This window comes from Amaricoccus sp. (genome assembly GCF_047602525.1).
Lineage (GTDB): Bacteria > Pseudomonadota > Alphaproteobacteria > Rhodobacterales > Rhodobacteraceae > Amaricoccus.
In genome coordinates this window covers 2,704,894-2,719,597 of record NZ_JASGHB010000001.1, presented here as the reverse complement: position 1 = coordinate 2,719,597, position 14,704 = coordinate 2,704,894, and the positions used below count along the sequence as shown (strand labels likewise).

The following is a 14,704-nucleotide window of genomic DNA, read 5'->3' as shown; positions in this document are numbered from 1 at the left end:
GGAAAACGCCTGCTCTCCAGGTTTCAAGGCCGTATGAAGACCCGTCGGGTCGCGCGAGCGGCCCGAGGGGAGCGCGGCGGCGGCCTCCGCGGGCCCTCGCCGCGTCCCGGAGGGCAGGTCAGAAGTCGAAGCTGACCGTCAGCTGGACCTCGCGCTCGTCGCCGGGCGCGCAGCCGCCGCCGGCGCGGCAGATCGCGTAGTACTGCTTGTCGAGGAGGTTCGTCACGTTGAGCGCCCCCTCGACCGCGCCGCGGCGGTAGCGCAGGGCGGCGTCGACGAGGGTGTGGGCCGGGGTCTCGCGGGTGTTGGTCGAATCGCCGAAGCTCGACCCGACGTAGCGCACGCCCGCCCCCAGGCTGAGGCCGTCGAGGCTGGCGGACTGGAAGGCGTAGTTGCCCCAGAGCGAGGCCTCGTGCTCGGGGACGAGCGCCGGGCGGTTGCCCTCGTCGCCGTCGTTGCTCGAGGTGATCTTCGCGTCGATGTAGCTGTAGCCGGCCACCGCCGAGAAGCCGCCGTCGAGGTCGACGTTGGCCTCGAACTCGAGCCCGCGGTGGCGGACCTCGCCGGTCTGCACCCAGAAGTTGTTGTGATCCGGGTCGGTGGTCAGGACGTTGGTCTTGTCGATCGAGTAGAGCGCGGCGGAGATCAGCGCGTTGACCGTCTCGGGCCGCCAGCGCACGCCGACCTCGATCTGTTCCGCCTCGGTCGGCTTGTAGAGGTTGCCGTCGAAGTCGGCGCCGGTGTTGACCACGAAGCCGGTGGCATAGCTCGCGTAGGGCGTGATGCCGTGGTCGAGGTCGTAGGTGGCGCCGACGTCCCAGACGAGCTTGTGGTCGTCCTGCGAGGTGTCGTCGGTGCCGAGGTGGTCGTCGAAGCGGTTCTCGACCCAGGTCTGGCGTAGGCCGAAGCTGGCGAACAGCCGGTCGGTCAGCGAGATCTGGTTGTGGGCGTAGAGGCCGTACTGCTCCACGGTCTGCACGCCGTCGTAGTAGATCGCCGGGCGCGGCCGGGTGAACGACACGTCCGGGTCGGCGATCGGGATCGTGTAGCTGTCATCGAAGCCATAGGCCGAGTCCGCTTCCGCCCGGCTGTAGTCGACGCCGAGGAGCAGCGTGCTCGGCCGGCCGGCGACGTCGAAGTCGATCTGCGCCTGCGTGTCGACGGCGGCGGTCTTCGCCGTCTCGTTCACGGTGAAGTCGGCATAGTTCATCTCCGTGTCGGAAGACATGCCGTTGAAGTAGAACTCGCGGTAGTCGGTTTCCTGCCGGGCGACGCGGGTCTGCTGGCGCACGGTCAGCGTCGGCGAGAACTCGTGCGAGAAGAGATAGCCGGCCGAGGCGATGTCGGCCTTGTAGTAGCTTTCATCCGGGTTGGTGCGCCACATCCAGTCCGGCAGCGCGCCCGACGCGGCAGGATAGTCCTCGCCCGCCACCGGCAGGCTGAGGGCGGGCGTGGTCTTGTCCTTCTGGATGTTGGTGAGGACGGTGATCTCGGTGGCCGCATCCGGGCGCCAGGTCAGCGCCGGGGCGATGAACTGGCGGTCGTTGAACGAGTTGGCGAAGCCGGTCTCGCCGCCGCGGTAGAGGCCGGTCAGGCGCCAGGCGAGGGTGCCGTCCTCGCCGACCGGGCCGCCGACGTCGAGGCCGCCCTGCCAGGTGTCGAACGGCCCGTAGGCGACGAAGCCCTTGCGCAGCGGGTCGAAGGTCGGGCGCTTGGTGGTGGCGTTGACGATGCCGCCCGGATCGGTCTCGCCGTAGAGCACCGCGTTCGGGCCCTTCAGCACGTCGATGCCGTCGAGGCTCCACGGGTCCATGGCAAAGCCGGAGAAGCCGATGACCTTCTGCGGCAGGCCGTCGCGATAGACGCCGTAGGTGCCGATGTCGAAGCCGCGGATCAGGAACTCGGCGAAGCGGTCGTCCTGTCCCCATGGCGAGGGGACGACGCCGGGGGCGTAGGACACCGCCTGTTCCAGCGTCTGCGGCCGGCGCTGGACGAGGGACTCCTGGGTGATGATCGACACCGCCTGCGGGATGCGCTCGATCGGCGTGTCGGTCTTCGTGGCGATGGCGGACGAGAGCGGCACCATGCCGGCATCCGCAACGGCGTCGACGTTGAGGGTGGGCAGGACCAGGCCCTCGTCCGCGTCTTGCGCGGCGTCCTGCGCGCGGCCGGCGGAGGCAAGGGCGAGAAGCAGGGGCAGGGCGGTGCCGACGAGGAGGCGATGCATGGGAGTCCCTCGGAGAGTTCGGGGGGGGGGCTGCCTGCCTGATCTTCGGTGGGTCGCCACGGACAGGCCGTACATGGCCGCTGTGGTCGGGAGCGTCAATATGACACATGTGGCGGCCAGCCGGTGCCGGCCGCGTCAGGCTGTCGGATGTGGCCTCAGGCCGCCGCGGCGCCGGGGGCGAGGAGGGCGCAGACCGCCTGCGGCGTGATGCGGCCGGTGGTCGTGCCGTCGACCGCGACCCAGACCGGCGCCTCGGAGGCCGCGAAGAGCGGCAGGGCGTCACGCAGCGAGGCGCCCGGCGCGAGGCTGCGGGCCGGATCGCCCGGGCCGGCGTCGGGCACCATGGCATCGGCGGCGGTGAGGACGCTGAGCGGGTTCAGGTGCGCCACGAAATCGGCGACGTAGCCATTGGCCGGTTTCAGCACGATGTCATCGGGCGCGCCGCTCTGCACGATGCGGCCGCCCTCCATGATGGTGATGGTGTTGCCGAGCTTCACCGCCTCCTCGAGGTCGTGGGAGACGAAGACGATGGTGCAGTGCATCTTTTCCTGCAGTTGCAGCAGCTCGTCCTGCAGGCGGTTGCGGATCAGCGGGTCGAGGGCGGAGAACGGCTCGTCCATCAGCAGGATTTCGGCGTCGGTGGCGAAGGCGCGCGCGAGGCCGACGCGCTGCTGCATGCCGCCGGACAGCTCGGAGACGCGCTTGTCCGCCCAGTCCTGCAGGTTGACGGTGGAGAGCACCTCGCGGGCCTTGGCGAGACGGGTCTCCTTCGGCATGCCCGCGAGTTCGAGGCCGAGGGCGACGTTCTCGACCACGGTGCGCCACGGCAGCAGGCCGAACTGCTGGAACACCATCGCGACGCCGCCGCGCCGCAGCGCGCGCAGCTCGCTCGGCGGGCAGGCGACCACATCGACCAGGGCGCCGTTCTTGCCGCGGACGCGCACGCTGCCGCGGATCACCGGGTTGAGGCCGTTGACCGCCCGGAGCAGGGTGGACTTGCCCGAGCCGGACAAGCCCATCAGCACGGAGATCTCGCCCTTCTGCACCGTGAGAGTGCAGTTGTGGACGCCGAGAACCTGGCTCGTCTCGCGCTGGACCTCCGCCCGGGAACGACCGCGGTCCATCATAGGCAGGGCGGAATGCGGGTCGGATCCGAAGACGATCGAGACATTGTCGAACTCGATCATGGCGTCGGTAGCGGCCATCTCTCAGCCCTCCCTGCGGAACACACGGTCGAGCACGATCGCGACCACGACGATGACGAGGCCCGCCTCGAATCCGAGCGCGGTGTTGACGGTGTTGAGCGCGCGCACCACCGGCACCCCGAGGCCGTCGGCGCCGACGAGGGCGGCGATCACCACCATGGAGAGCGACAGCATGATGGTCTGGGTGAGGCCCGCCATGATCTGCGGCATCGCCCAGGGCAGTTCGACCTTGCGGAGCAGCTGGCCGGGCGTGGCGCCGAAGGCGAGGCCGGCCTCCTTCAGCTCCTTCGGCGTCGTGGTGATGCCGAGGTAGGTGAGCCGGATCGGCGACGGAATGACGAAGATCGTCGTCGCGAGCAGGCCCGGAACCATGCCGATGCCGAAGAACACGATCGCCGGGATCAGGTAGACGAAGGTGGGCAGCGTCTGCATCATGTCGAGCACGGGGCGCATGGCGGCATAGAGCCGCGGGCGATGGGCGGCGGCGATGCCGACCGGCACGCCGATGCCCATGCAGACGATGACGGCGGACAGCACGAGCGTCAGCGTCTCGGTCGTTTCCTGCCAGTAGCCCTGATTCAGGATGTAGAGAAAGCCGATCAGCACGAGGGCGACCACGGTCCAGCTGCGCTGCAGGAACCAGGCGAGAACCGCGAAGACCGCGATCACCACCCATTCCGGCGGCGTCTGCAGCGTCCAGAGGATTGCGTCGATCAACGCGTTCACGATGTCAGCGAGCCCGTCGAAGAACCACGCGCCGTGGTCGGTCAGCCAGTCGACCGCCTGCCCCGCCCACTTGCCGACCGGAATTTTCGTGCCTTCGATCCACTCCATCGCGCCGCGCCCCCGCTACCGCCTCAGATGCCGAGCGCGGATTTCACCGCGGCGAGCCCGTCCTGTCCATCAAACGTGGTGACGCCCTGCAGCCACGGGCCGATGGCATCGGGATTGGCCTTGAGCCAGGTCGTCGCCGCCTTTTCCGGATCGTCACCGTCGTCGAGGATCGAGCCCATGATGGCGTTCTCCATGTCGAGGGTGAAGCCGAGGTTCTTCAGGAACTGGCCGACGTTCGGGCAATCCTCGACCAGGCCCTTGCGCACGTTGGTGTAGACCGTGGCGCCACCGAAGTTCGGACCGAAGAAGTCGTCGCCGCCGGTGAGATACACCATGTCGATGTTCTTGTTCATCGGATGCGGCTCCCATCCGAGGAAGACGATGCCCTTGCCCGACTTCTGCGCGCGTTTCGCCTCGGCCAGCATCGCCTGCTCGGAGGATTCGACGAGCTGGAACTTGCCGAGGCCGAAGGCGTCCTTGGTGATCATGTCGAGGATCTGGCGGTTTCCGTCGTTGCCGGGCTCGATGCCGTAGATCTTCGACTTGAGCTGGTCGGCGAACTTGGCGATGTCGGAGAAGTCCTTCAGGCCTGCGTCGGCGAGGCTCTTGTTGACCGCGAGCGTGTACTTCGCCCCCTCGAGGTTCGGGCGCAGCACGATGACGCTGCCGTCGTCGCGGTGCGGGGCGAGGTCGCCCTCCATGGTCGGCATCCAGTTGCCGAGGAAGACGTCGATGTCTCCCTTGGAGAGGCCGGCATACGTGACCGGAACCGACAGGATCGAGGTGGTGGGCTCGTAGCCCAGCGCCTTCAGCAGGACCGAGGCCGTCGCCGTGGTGGCGGTGATGTCGGTCCAGCCGACATCGGAGAAACGCACGGAATTGCAGCTTTTCGGTTCTGCGGCGATCGCAGGTGCCGCAAGGGCAGCCGCCATCACAGCTGCAGTGAGCAGGCGAAACATCCAGGCCTCCGTGTTGCAGTGGCCGGAAACTGCGTTGGTTTCCGGCGTCATTTGTGACGACACTCGAATGCGTTGACGCTTGCAAGCAAAACCCATATTGATTGATCCGTCAATCAACTTTTGGTGGGAGCGCCCGGCGATGGCGAGCGGAACGGCGGAGATGCGGCGCAAGGCGCTGATCGGCGCGGCGCTGCGCGAGATCTCGGATCGCGGCTCGCTCGACGTGACGGTGGCACAGATCGCCGAGCGGGCCGGGGTGTCGGCGGCGCTGGCGCATCACTACTTCGGCGGCAAGGACGGGCTGATCCATGCCACCATGCGGTATCTGCTGGTCGAGTTCCGGGCGGTGGTGGCCGATGGCCTGCGCCGGGCCTCGACGCCGCGCGAGCGAATCGACGCGGTGCTGCGCGGCAGCTTCGGGCCGGAGCAGTTTCACCGGGCGACGGTGAGCGCATGGCTGACGTTCTACGCGCTCGCGCAGAGTTCACAGCCGGCGGCGCGGCTGCTCCGCGTCTATCACCGCCGGCTCCACTCGAACCTCGTGCATGCGCTGCGCCATCTGGTGACGGTGGCCGAGGCGGAGCGCATCGCCGACAACCTCGGGGCGTTCATCGACGGGGTCTATCTGCGCGGCGCGCTGCGGGGGCAGGTGTCGCCGCGCGCCGCGGTGTCTGCGGTCGAGGACTACCTCGACCTCGAGCTGGCAAGGAGAGCGTGATGCGGGCGCAGCCGAAAGCTTCGCACTGGATCGGCGGAGCGCCGGTCGAAGATACGGCCGGAGAGCCGCTCGCGGTGGTCTATCCCGCCACGGGTGAGTCGATCGCCGCGCTGCACGAGGCGACCCCGGGGGTGGTGGCCGCGGCGGTCGCGGCGGCGGCCGACGGCTTTGCCGTGTGGCGGGCGACGCCGCCGGCAGCGCGGGCGCGGGTGCTGCGCCGGGCGGCGGACCTCATCCGGGCGCGCAATCGCGAGCTTTCGGAGCTGGAGACGCTCGACACCGGCAAGCCGCTGTCCGAGACGCTTGTCGCGGACTGGGCCTCGGGCGCGGATGCGCTGGAGTGGTTCGCGGGCCTCGCGGCCGGGCTCGGCGGCGAGACCGCGGATCTGGGCGGGGATTTCGTCTACACCCGGCGCGAGCCGCTCGGCATCTGCTTCGGGATCGGCGCGTGGAACTATCCGAGCCAGATCGCCTGCTGGAAGGCCGCCCCGGCGCTCGCCTGCGGCAATGCGCTGATCTTCAAGCCGTCGGAGATGACGCCGCTCGGCGCGCTGAAGCTCGGCGAGATCTTCGCCGAGGCCGGGCTGCCGGACGGGGTGTTCAACGTCGTGCAGGGCCGCGGCGCGGTGGGCGCGGCATTCGCCGGGCATCCGCAGGTCGCCAAGGTGTCGCTGACCGGCTCGGTGCCGACGGGCCGGCGGGTCTACGAGACGGCGGCCGCGGGGCTGAAGCCGGTGACGCTGGAACTCGGCGGCAAGTCGCCGCTCCTCGTCTTCGACGATGCCGACCTCGACAGCGCGGTGGGCGGGGCGATGCTCGGCAACTTCTATTCGGCGGGTCAGGTCTGCTCGAACGCCACGCGGGTCTTCGTGCAGCGCGGGGTCTACGAGGACTTCCTCGGCCGGCTGGCGGCGCGCTCGGAGCGGATCGTGCTGGGCGATCCGTTCGACGAGGGCGTGACGATGGGGCCGCTGATCTCGGCCGCGCAGGGCGAGAAGGTCATGGGCTTCATCGCGGCCGGCCGCGCCGAGGGCGCCCGGCTCGTCACCGGCGGCGAACGGGCGCGGGTGCAGGGGTTCGAAGGCGGCTTCTTCGTGCAGCCGACCGTCTTCGCCGACGTGACCGACGCGATGACCATCGCACGGGAGGAGATCTTCGGCCCGGTGATGAGCGTTCTCGCCTTCGACGACGAGGCCGAGGCGGTGGCGCGCGCCAATGCGACGCCCTACGGCCTCGCCGCCGGGGTCTTCACCCGCGCCCTCGCGCGGGGGCACCGCGTCGTCGGTGCGCTCGAGGCGGGGACGACCTGGATCAACGCCTACAACCTGACGCCGGTCGAGGCGCCGTTCGGTGGCGTGAAGGCGAGCGGCATCGGGCGGGAGAACGGCCGCGCCGCACTCGATCACTGGAGCCGGGTGAAGTCGGTCTATGTCGCCACGGGGCCGGTCGAGGCGCCGTTCTGAGAGGGAGAAGGCCATGCTGACGGTTTATGGTCGCGCCAGTTCGATGAACGTGCAGGCGGTGATGTGGGGCATCGCCGAGCTCGGGCTCACGGCGGAGCGCGTCGACGCGGGCTTCGGCTTCGGCGGCACCGATACGCCGGAGTACCGCGCGATGAACCCGAACGGCCTGGTGCCGGTGCTCCGGGACGAGCACGTCACGATGTTCGAGAGCGCGGCGATCCTGCGCTATCTCGCCGCGCGCTTCGGGCGGTTTCCGTTCTGGCCGGAGGACCCGGTGGCGCGCGCGCCGGTCGACATGTGGGCCGAGTGGGGGAAGGTGACGCTGCAGGCGAATTTCCTGAGTGCGATCTTCCATCCCGTGCTGAGGGGGGGTGCGCCGGAGCCGAAGGGGCGTGCCGCGCTCGACAGTCACCTCGGGATCCTCGAGGCGCAGCTCGCGGCCGGACCTTGGGTGCTCGGCGAGGCGTTCACGCTTGCGGACATCGAGGTCGGCCTGCCGCTCTACCGCTACTTCACGCTCGATCTCGAGCGCCGGGACTGGCCACGGGTGGCGAGTTACTACCGGCGGCTGTGCGATCGACCGACATTCGTCGAGCACGTGATGATCGACTATCACCATCTTGCGGCGATGATGCGGTGATGGAAGCCGACTACGTCATCATCGGCTCGGGCTCGGCGGGTGCGGCGGTCGCCTACCGGCTGGGCGAGGCCGGGCATTCGGTGCTGGTCATCGAATACGGCGGCACCGACTGGGGGCCGTTCATCCAGATGCCGGCGGCGCTCAGCTACCCGATGAACATGGCCCGGTACGACTGGGGCTTTCATTCCGAGCCGGAGCCGCACCTCGGCGGGCGCACGCTGGTCACGCCGCGCGGCAAGGTGCTCGGCGGGTCGTCGTCGATCAACGGCATGGTCTACGTCCGCGGCCACCCGCGTGACTTCGACACCTGGGCCGAGATGGGGGCGGCGGGCTGGTCGTTCGCCGACGTGCTGCCCTACTTCATCCGGCAGGAAAACTGGCACGGCGGGCATTCCGACTGGCGCGGCGACTCCGGGCCGCTGCACGTCACGCGCGGGCCGCGGCGCAATCCGCTCTACCACAGCTTCGTCGAGGCCGGCGCGCAGGCGGGCTTCGAGCTGACCTTCGACTACAACGGCCAGAAGCAGGAGGGCTTCGGGCCGATGGAGCAGACGGTGTGGCGCGGCCGGCGCTGGTCGGTGGCGAACGCCTATCTGCGGCCGGCGCTCCGGCGCGGCAACGTGCGGGTGGTGAGCGGGCTCGCGACCCGGGTGGTGATCGCGGAGGGGCGGGCGCGCGGCGTCGAGATCCAGCAGGGCGACAAGCGGCAGGTGATCGCGGCGCGGCGCGAGGTGATCGTCTCGGCCTCGTCGATCAACACGCCGAAGCTGCTCATGCTGTCGGGCATCGGGCCGGCGGGGCATCTCGCCGAGCACGGCATCGAGGTGATCGCCGACCGGCCGGGGGTGGGGGCGAACCTGCAGGACCATCTGGAAATGTACTTCCAGATGAAGAGCCTGAAGCCGGTGACGCTCTACAGCGTCTATAACTACCGCGGCATGGCGCGGATCGGGGCGCAGTGGCTGTTCGCCAAGATGGGCCTCGGCACCTCGAACCAGTTCGAAGTCGGCGGCGTTCGTGCGGTCGGGCCCGGGGGTCGAGTACCCCGACATCCAGTATCACTTCCTGCCGCTGGCCGTGCGCTACGACGGCAAGTCGGCGGTGCGGGGGCACGGGTTCCAGGCGCACGTCGGGCCGATGCGCTCGCCCTCGCGCGGCACGGTGCGGCTCCGCAGCGCCGATCCGGCCGAGGCGCCGGCGATCCGGTTCAACTACATGGAGGCCGAGCAGGACTGGCGGGATTTCCGCCGCTGCATCCGGCTCACCCGCGAGATCTTCGCGCAGGCGGCGTTCGGGCCCTACGCCGGCGACGAGATCCAGCCGGGCCGGGGGCTGCAGAGCGACGACGAGCTGGACGGCTTCCTGCGGGAGCACGTTGAGAGCGCCTATCACCCCTGCGGCACGGCGCGCCTCGGAGCCGCGGACGATCCGCTGGCGGTGGTCGACCCGGAGTGCCGGGTGATCGGCGTCGACGGCCTGCGCGTCGCCGACAGCTCGGTGTTTCCACGGATCACCAACGGCAACCTGAACGCGCCGTCGATCATGGTGGGCGAGAAGGCCGCCGACCACATCCTCGGGCGCCGCCTGCCACCGTCGGATCTGGCGCCGTGGATCAATCCGCGGTGGCGGGAGTCGGATCGGTAGGGGCGAAATCGGGGGATTTCGCGCCTGAACTGGCCGGAAGGCCGCTGACGCGGGTGTGGCGAGCGATGTGGGCGTCGCCGCGCCGGATGGCGTTGTCGACTGCGGCCCGCGAGACAGCCGCGGGCCGGGGGAGCAGCGTGCAGCGGCCGGCGGGCTGCGGGGACGGGAGCCTCCGGCGGGAGTATTTGCCACCAAGAAAAAGGACGGGGGCGCGGGATGACGCCCCTCGCGGTCAGCCCTTCATGCCGTCCCAGAAGCTCTTGACGCGGCTGAAGAAGTCCTGGGCTTCCGGGCTGTTGTCGCGGCCCTCCTCCTCGAACTCGCGCAGCAGCTCCTTCTGGCGGGGGGTGAGGTTCACCGGGGTCTCGACCGCCAGTTCGATGTAGAGGTCGCCCGCGCCGGTGCCGCGCAGCGCCGGCATGCCCTTGCCGCGCAGGCGCAGCTGCTTGCCGGACTGCACGCCGGAAGGCACCTTGACCCGGGTCTTGCCGCCGTCGAGCGTGGGCGCGTCGATCTCGCCGCCCATCGCCGCCGTGGTCATGGCGAGCGGGATGCGGCAGTAGAGATCCTGGTTCTCGCGCTCGAAGATCGGGTGCCGCTCGACCTCGACGAAGATGTAGAGATCGCCCGCCGGGCCGCCGCGCAGGCCCGCCTCGCCCTCGCCGGCGAGCCGGATGCGGGTGCCGGTCTCGACGCCGGCCGGGATGTTGACGTTGAGCGTGCGCTCGCGCGCCACCCGGCCGGCGCCGGCGCAGGCGGTGCAGGGGTTCTTGATGATCTGGCCGCGGCCGCCGCAGGTGGGGCAGGGGCGCTCGACGGTGAAGAAGCCCTGCTGCGCGCGGACCTTGCCCATCCCCGAGCAGGTGGGACAGGTCGCGGGCACCGCGCCACCCTCGGCGCCGGTGCCGTTGCAGACGTCGCAGGGGGCGGAGGAGGGGACGGAGATCGTTGCCTGCTTGCCGTTGAACGCCTCCTCGAGGGTCATCGAGAGGTTATAGCGCAGGTCGGAGCCGCGCTGGCTGCGCGAGCGGGTGCGCTGGGCGGCGGCGCCCATGCCGAACAGATCCTCGAAGATGTCGGAGAACGCCGAGGAGAAGTCGGCCCCGCCGGGCCGGAAGCCGCCGGCACCGGCGCTCGCGCCGTTGCCGTGGGCGAAGGCGGCGTGGCCGTGGTGGTCGTAGGCGGCGCGCTTCTGGTCGTCCTTCAGGACGTCGTACGCCTCGTTCACTTCCTTGAAGCGGGACTCGCTCTTGGGATCGTGGCGGTTGCGATCGGGATGGTGCTCCATCGCCTTCTTCTTGAAGGCCTTGCGGATGTCGTCGGACGAGGCGCCCTTGGCGACGCCGAGCACATCGTAATAATCGCGTTTCGCCATTGCAGCGCGGTTCCCTTCAAACGGACGAATGGCCCCCCGGTTTCCAGGGGGGCCATCCGATCACCAGTCACATGCCGGATCAGGACTTCTTGTTGTCGCCGAGATCCTCGAAGTCGGCGTCCACCACGTCGTCGTCGGACGCCGCCCCGGCCGGGCCATCGGCCTCGCCCGACTGCTCGGCGGCCTGCGCCTTGTAGATCGCTTCGCCGAGCTTCATCGCCGCTTCGGTCAGGTCCTGGCTGCGGGCGCGGATCTTCTCGGCGTCCTCGCCCTCCATCGCCTCCTTCAGCACCTTGATCGACAGCTCGATCGCCTCGATCGTGGTCGGATCGACCAGCTTGCCGTGCTCGGCGACCGACCGCTCGGTGCCGTGGATCAGGCTCTCGGCCTGGTTCTTGGCCTCGACCAGCTCGCGGCGGGCCTTGTCGGCCTCGGCGTTGTCCTCGGCTTCCCGCACCATCTTGTCGATGTCGGCGTCGCTGAGGCCGCCCGAGGCCTGGATGGTGATCTTCTGCTCGCGGTTCGTGCCCTTGTCCTTGGCGGACACGGAGACGATGCCGTTGGCGTCGATGTCGAAGGTCACCTCGATCTGCGGCACGCCGCGAGGGGCGGGCGGGATCTGCTCCAGGTTGAACTGGCCGAGGATCTTGTTGTCGGCCGCCATCTCGCGCTCGCCCTGGAAGACCCGGATCGTCACCGCGTTCTGGTTGTCCTCGGCGGTGGAGAAGATCTGGCTCTTCTTGGTCGGGATCGTGGTGTTGCGGTCGATCAGGCGGGTGAAGACGCCGCCCAGGGTCTCGATGCCGAGCGACAGCGGCGTCACGTCGAGCAGCACGACGTCCTTGACGTCGCCCTGCAGCACGCCGGCCTGGATCGCCGCGCCGAGCGCCACCACCTCATCGGGGTTCACGCCCTTGTGCGGCTCCTTGCCGAAGAACTTCTGCACCTCCTCGATGACCTTCGGCATGCGGGTCATGCCGCCGACGAGCACCACCTCGTCGATCTCGCCCTTGGAGACGCCCGCGTCCTTCAGCGCCTGCGCGCAGGGCTTCATGGTGCGCGCGATCAGGTCGGAGACGAGCGACTCGAGCTTGGCCCGCGTCAGCTTCAGCACGAGGTGCAGCGGCTGGTGGGTCTTCGGGTCCATCGAGATGAACGGCTGGTTGATCTCGGTCTGGCTCGACGACGAAAGCTCGATCTTCGCCTTCTCGGCGGCTTCCTTCAGCCGCTGCAGCGCCATCTTGTCCTTGGTCAGGTCGACGCCGTTCTCCTTCTTGAACTCGTCCGCGAGGTACTGGACGATCCGGAGGTCGAAGTCCTCGCCGCCGAGGAAGGTGTCGCCGTTCGTCGACTTCACCTCGAAGAGGCCGTCGTCGATCTCGAGGATCGAAATGTCGAAGGTGCCGCCGCCGAGGTCATAGACCGCGATCGTCTTGGTGCCGGTCTTCTCGAGGCCGTAGGCCAGCGCCGCCGCGGTCGGCTCGTTGATGATGCGCAGCACCTCGAGCCCGGCGATCTTGCCGGCGTCCTTGGTCGCCTGACGCTGGGCGTCGTTGAAGTAGGCGGGGACGGTGATGACGGCCTGCGTCACCTTCTCGCCGAGGTAGGACTCGGCGGTCTCCTTCATCTTCTGCAGGATGAAGGCGGAAATCTGGCTCGGGGAGTACTTCTCGCCCTTCACCTCGACCCACGCGTCGCCGTTCGCACCGGGGACGATGTTGTAGGGCACCATGCCCTTGTCCTTGGCGACCATCGGGTCGTCGTAGCGGCGGCCGATCAGGCGCTTGACGGCGAAGAGGGTGTTCTCGGAATTCGTCACCGCCTGGCGCTTGGCGGCCTGGCCAACAAGGCGCTCGTCGTCGGTGAAGGCAACGATCGACGGCGTGGTGCGCGCACCTTCGGAGTTTTCGATCACGCGGGCCTGCGACCCGTCCATGATGGCGACGCAGGAGTTGGTGGTGCCGAGGTCGATGCCGATGACTTTAGACATGCACTGGTCCTTTCGAGCGGCGATTTGACTGGCGGGTCCCAAAAAGGCCCCCGCCGGGGATCCCTGTCCGGGCGGCGGTACGCGCCGACCCGGGGCTGGCAGGCTATATAGGTTTGGGCAAATCGGCTCGCAAGCATACGGTTGGAAATGATCTGCGGGGCCGGCGTCGCGGCCGGCCCCGGTGCGAAAGTCCTCCTCAGAGCCCGGGATAGATCGGGAAGCGGTCGCAGAGCGTCTGGACGCGGGCCTTCACCGACGCCTCGACCTCGGCGTTGCCGTCGGGGCCGTTGGCGGCGAGGCCGTCGAGCACCTCGACGATCAGCGCGCCGATCTGGCGGAACTCCGCCTCGCCGAAGCCGCGGGTGGTGCCGGCGGGCGTGCCGAGGCGGACGCCGGAGGTGACGGTCGGCGGCGCCGGATCGAACGGGATGCCGTTCTTGTTGCAGGTGATGTGCGCGCGGCCGAGCGCGGCCTCGGCGTCCTTGCCGGTGACGCCCTTGGGGCGCAGGTCGACCAGCATCAGGTGGGTATCGGTGCCGCCGGTCACGATGTCGACGCCGCCCTTCATCAGGCTCTCGGCCAGCGCCCTGGCATTCGCCACCACGGCGGCGGCGTAGTCGGCGAACTCGGGGCGCAGAGCCTCGCCGAAGGCGACGGCCTTGCCGGCGATGACGTGCATGAGCGGGCCGCCCTGCAGGCCCGGGAACACGGCCGAGTTGATCTTCTTCGCGATCGCCTCGTCGTTCGTCAGCACCATGCCGCCGCGGGGGCCGCGCAGGGTCTTGTGGGTGGTGGTGGTGACGACATGGGCATGGGGCAGGGGGGTCGGGTGCTGTCCGCCGGCGACGAGGCCGGCGAAATGCGCCATGTCGACCATCAGGTAGGCCCCGACCGAGTCGGCGATCTCGCGGAACTTCGCGAAGTCGATCTGGCGCGGGATCGCCGAGCCGCCGGCGATGATGAGCTTCGGCTTGTGCTCCGCCGCCAGCTCGGCCACCGCGTCGTAGTCGAGGCGTTGGTCCTGCTTGCGGACGCCGTAGTGGACGGCCTTGAACCACTTGCCCGACATGTTGGGCTTTGCCCCGTGGGTCAGGTGGCCGCCGGCGGACAGGTCCATCGCGAGGAAGGTGTCGCCGGGCTGGAGCAGCGCGAGGAACACCGCCTGGTTGGCCTGGCTGCCCGAATTCGGCTGGACGTTGGCGAAGCCGGCCCCGAACAGCCGGCAGGCCCGCTCGATCGCGAGGTTCTCGGCGATGTCGACGTACTGGCATCCGCCGTAGTAGCGCCGGCCGGGATAGCCTTCGGCGTACTTGTTGGTCATCACCGAGCCCTGCGCCTGCAGCACGGCGCGGGAGACGATGTTCTCGGAGGCGATCAGCTCGATCTCGTCGCGCTGGCGGCCGAGCTCCTGCCGGATCGCGCCGAAGATCTCGGCGTCACGGGACTCGAGATCCTGGGTGAAGAAGCCGCTTTCGGTCAGGGTGTCTTGCACGGGATGGCGCTCCGGGGTTCAGGGGTCGCGGCCGGGCATACTCCCATCGACGGAACCGGGAAACCCTGATTGCGCGCCAGGCGGGGGGCAACCTTGGCGCGGCAGGGGCGGATTTCCCCGCCGGTGCCGGAATGCAGGCGGCGTCAGGTCCGCGAGC

General features: G+C 69.2%; 10 protein-coding genes and 1 pseudogene. 4 read left to right on the top strand and 7 right to left on the bottom strand.

Annotation, left to right across the window (positions count from 1 at the left end; genetic code table 11):
• Positions 1-118 precede the first annotated feature (118 nt).
• The 4 genes from QM699_RS13970 to QM699_RS13955 form a co-directional block, all read right to left on the bottom strand.
• Positions 119-2,227 (bottom strand): TonB-dependent siderophore receptor, encoded by a 2,109-nt coding sequence (locus QM699_RS13970; protein WP_415011699.1) that lies wholly within the window; start codon positions 2,225-2,227, stop codon positions 119-121.
• A 155-nt stretch (positions 2,228-2,382) separates the two neighbouring features.
• On the bottom strand, positions 2,383-3,432 hold the full coding sequence (choV, locus tag QM699_RS13965) for a choline ABC transporter ATP-binding protein (protein ID WP_415011698.1): 1,050 nt from the start codon (positions 3,430-3,432) through the stop codon (positions 2,383-2,385).
• 3 nt (positions 3,433-3,435) lie between these two features.
• Complete coding sequence (gene choW / locus QM699_RS13960; protein WP_415011697.1) at positions 3,436-4,266, bottom strand: choline ABC transporter permease subunit; 831 nt, start codon at positions 4,264-4,266, stop codon at positions 3,436-3,438.
• Positions 4,267-4,289: 23 nt separating this feature from the next.
• Entirely contained in the window at positions 4,290-5,225 is a 936-nt protein-coding gene (locus tag QM699_RS13955; RefSeq protein WP_415011696.1) for a choline ABC transporter substrate-binding protein, read from the bottom strand.
• Positions 5,226-5,364: 139 nt separating this feature from the next.
• Between QM699_RS13955 and betI the strand changes: the two genes are divergently transcribed.
• The 4 genes and pseudogenes from betI (at position 5,365) to betA (ending at position 9,690) form a co-directional block, all read left to right on the top strand.
• Positions 5,365-5,943, top strand: a complete 579-nt coding sequence (gene betI / locus QM699_RS13950) for a choline-responsive transcriptional repressor BetI (RefSeq protein ID WP_415011695.1) — start codon at positions 5,365-5,367, stop codon at positions 5,941-5,943.
• Positions 5,943-7,406, top strand: a complete 1,464-nt coding sequence (gene betB, locus QM699_RS13945; RefSeq protein WP_415011694.1) for a betaine-aldehyde dehydrogenase — start codon at positions 5,943-5,945, stop codon at positions 7,404-7,406. Before betI ends, betB begins: the two co-directional genes overlap by 1 nt.
• 13 nt (positions 7,407-7,419) lie before the next feature.
• Positions 7,420-8,046: a glutathione S-transferase family protein gene (locus tag QM699_RS13940; protein WP_415011693.1), complete on the top strand. Its 627-nt coding sequence runs from the start codon at positions 7,420-7,422 to the stop codon at positions 8,044-8,046.
• Positions 8,046-9,690: pseudogene (betA, locus tag QM699_RS13935) on the top strand (choline dehydrogenase). Before QM699_RS13940 ends, betA begins: the two are co-directional and overlap by 1 nt.
• Before the next feature lie 232 nt (positions 9,691-9,922).
• Here betA and dnaJ read toward each other — a convergent pair.
• From dnaJ to glyA, 3 genes are all read right to left on the bottom strand, one after another.
• The gene (gene dnaJ / locus QM699_RS13930; protein WP_415011692.1) at positions 9,923-11,065 is read right to left on the bottom strand and encodes a molecular chaperone DnaJ; all 1,143 of its coding nucleotides are present in this window, start codon (positions 11,063-11,065) and stop codon (positions 9,923-9,925) included.
• Positions 11,066-11,144: 79 nt separating this feature from the next.
• Complete coding sequence (dnaK, locus tag QM699_RS13925; RefSeq protein ID WP_415011691.1) at positions 11,145-13,055, bottom strand: molecular chaperone DnaK; 1,911 nt, start codon at positions 13,053-13,055, stop codon at positions 11,145-11,147.
• 196 nt (positions 13,056-13,251) lie between these two features.
• Positions 13,252-14,547 carry a serine hydroxymethyltransferase gene (gene glyA / locus QM699_RS13920; protein ID WP_415011690.1) on the bottom strand — a complete coding sequence of 432 codons (1,296 nt, stop codon included), beginning with the start codon at positions 14,545-14,547 and terminating at the stop codon, positions 13,252-13,254.
• Positions 14,548-14,704 lie beyond the last annotated feature (157 nt).

Coding starts and splice junctions, on each gene's coding strand:
- betI (WP_415011695.1), top strand. CDS start 5,365: ATGGCGAGCGGAACGGCGGAGATGCGGCGCAAGGCGCTGATCGGCGCG.
- dnaJ (WP_415011692.1), bottom strand. CDS start 11,065: ATGGCGAAACGCGATTATTACGATGTGCTCGGCGTCGCCAAGGGCGCC.
- betB (WP_415011694.1), top strand. CDS start 5,943: ATGCGGGCGCAGCCGAAAGCTTCGCACTGGATCGGCGGAGCGCCGGTC.
- choV (WP_415011698.1), bottom strand. CDS start 3,432: ATGGCCGCTACCGACGCCATGATCGAGTTCGACAATGTCTCGATCGTC.
- QM699_RS13970 (WP_415011699.1), bottom strand. CDS start 2,227: ATGCATCGCCTCCTCGTCGGCACCGCCCTGCCCCTGCTTCTCGCCCTT.
- dnaK (WP_415011691.1), bottom strand. CDS start 13,055: ATGTCTAAAGTCATCGGCATCGACCTCGGCACCACCAACTCCTGCGTC.
- QM699_RS13955 (WP_415011696.1), bottom strand. CDS start 5,225: ATGTTTCGCCTGCTCACTGCAGCTGTGATGGCGGCTGCCCTTGCGGCA.
- QM699_RS13940 (WP_415011693.1), top strand. CDS start 7,420: ATGCTGACGGTTTATGGTCGCGCCAGTTCGATGAACGTGCAGGCGGTG.
- choW (WP_415011697.1), bottom strand. CDS start 4,266: ATGGAGTGGATCGAAGGCACGAAAATTCCGGTCGGCAAGTGGGCGGGG.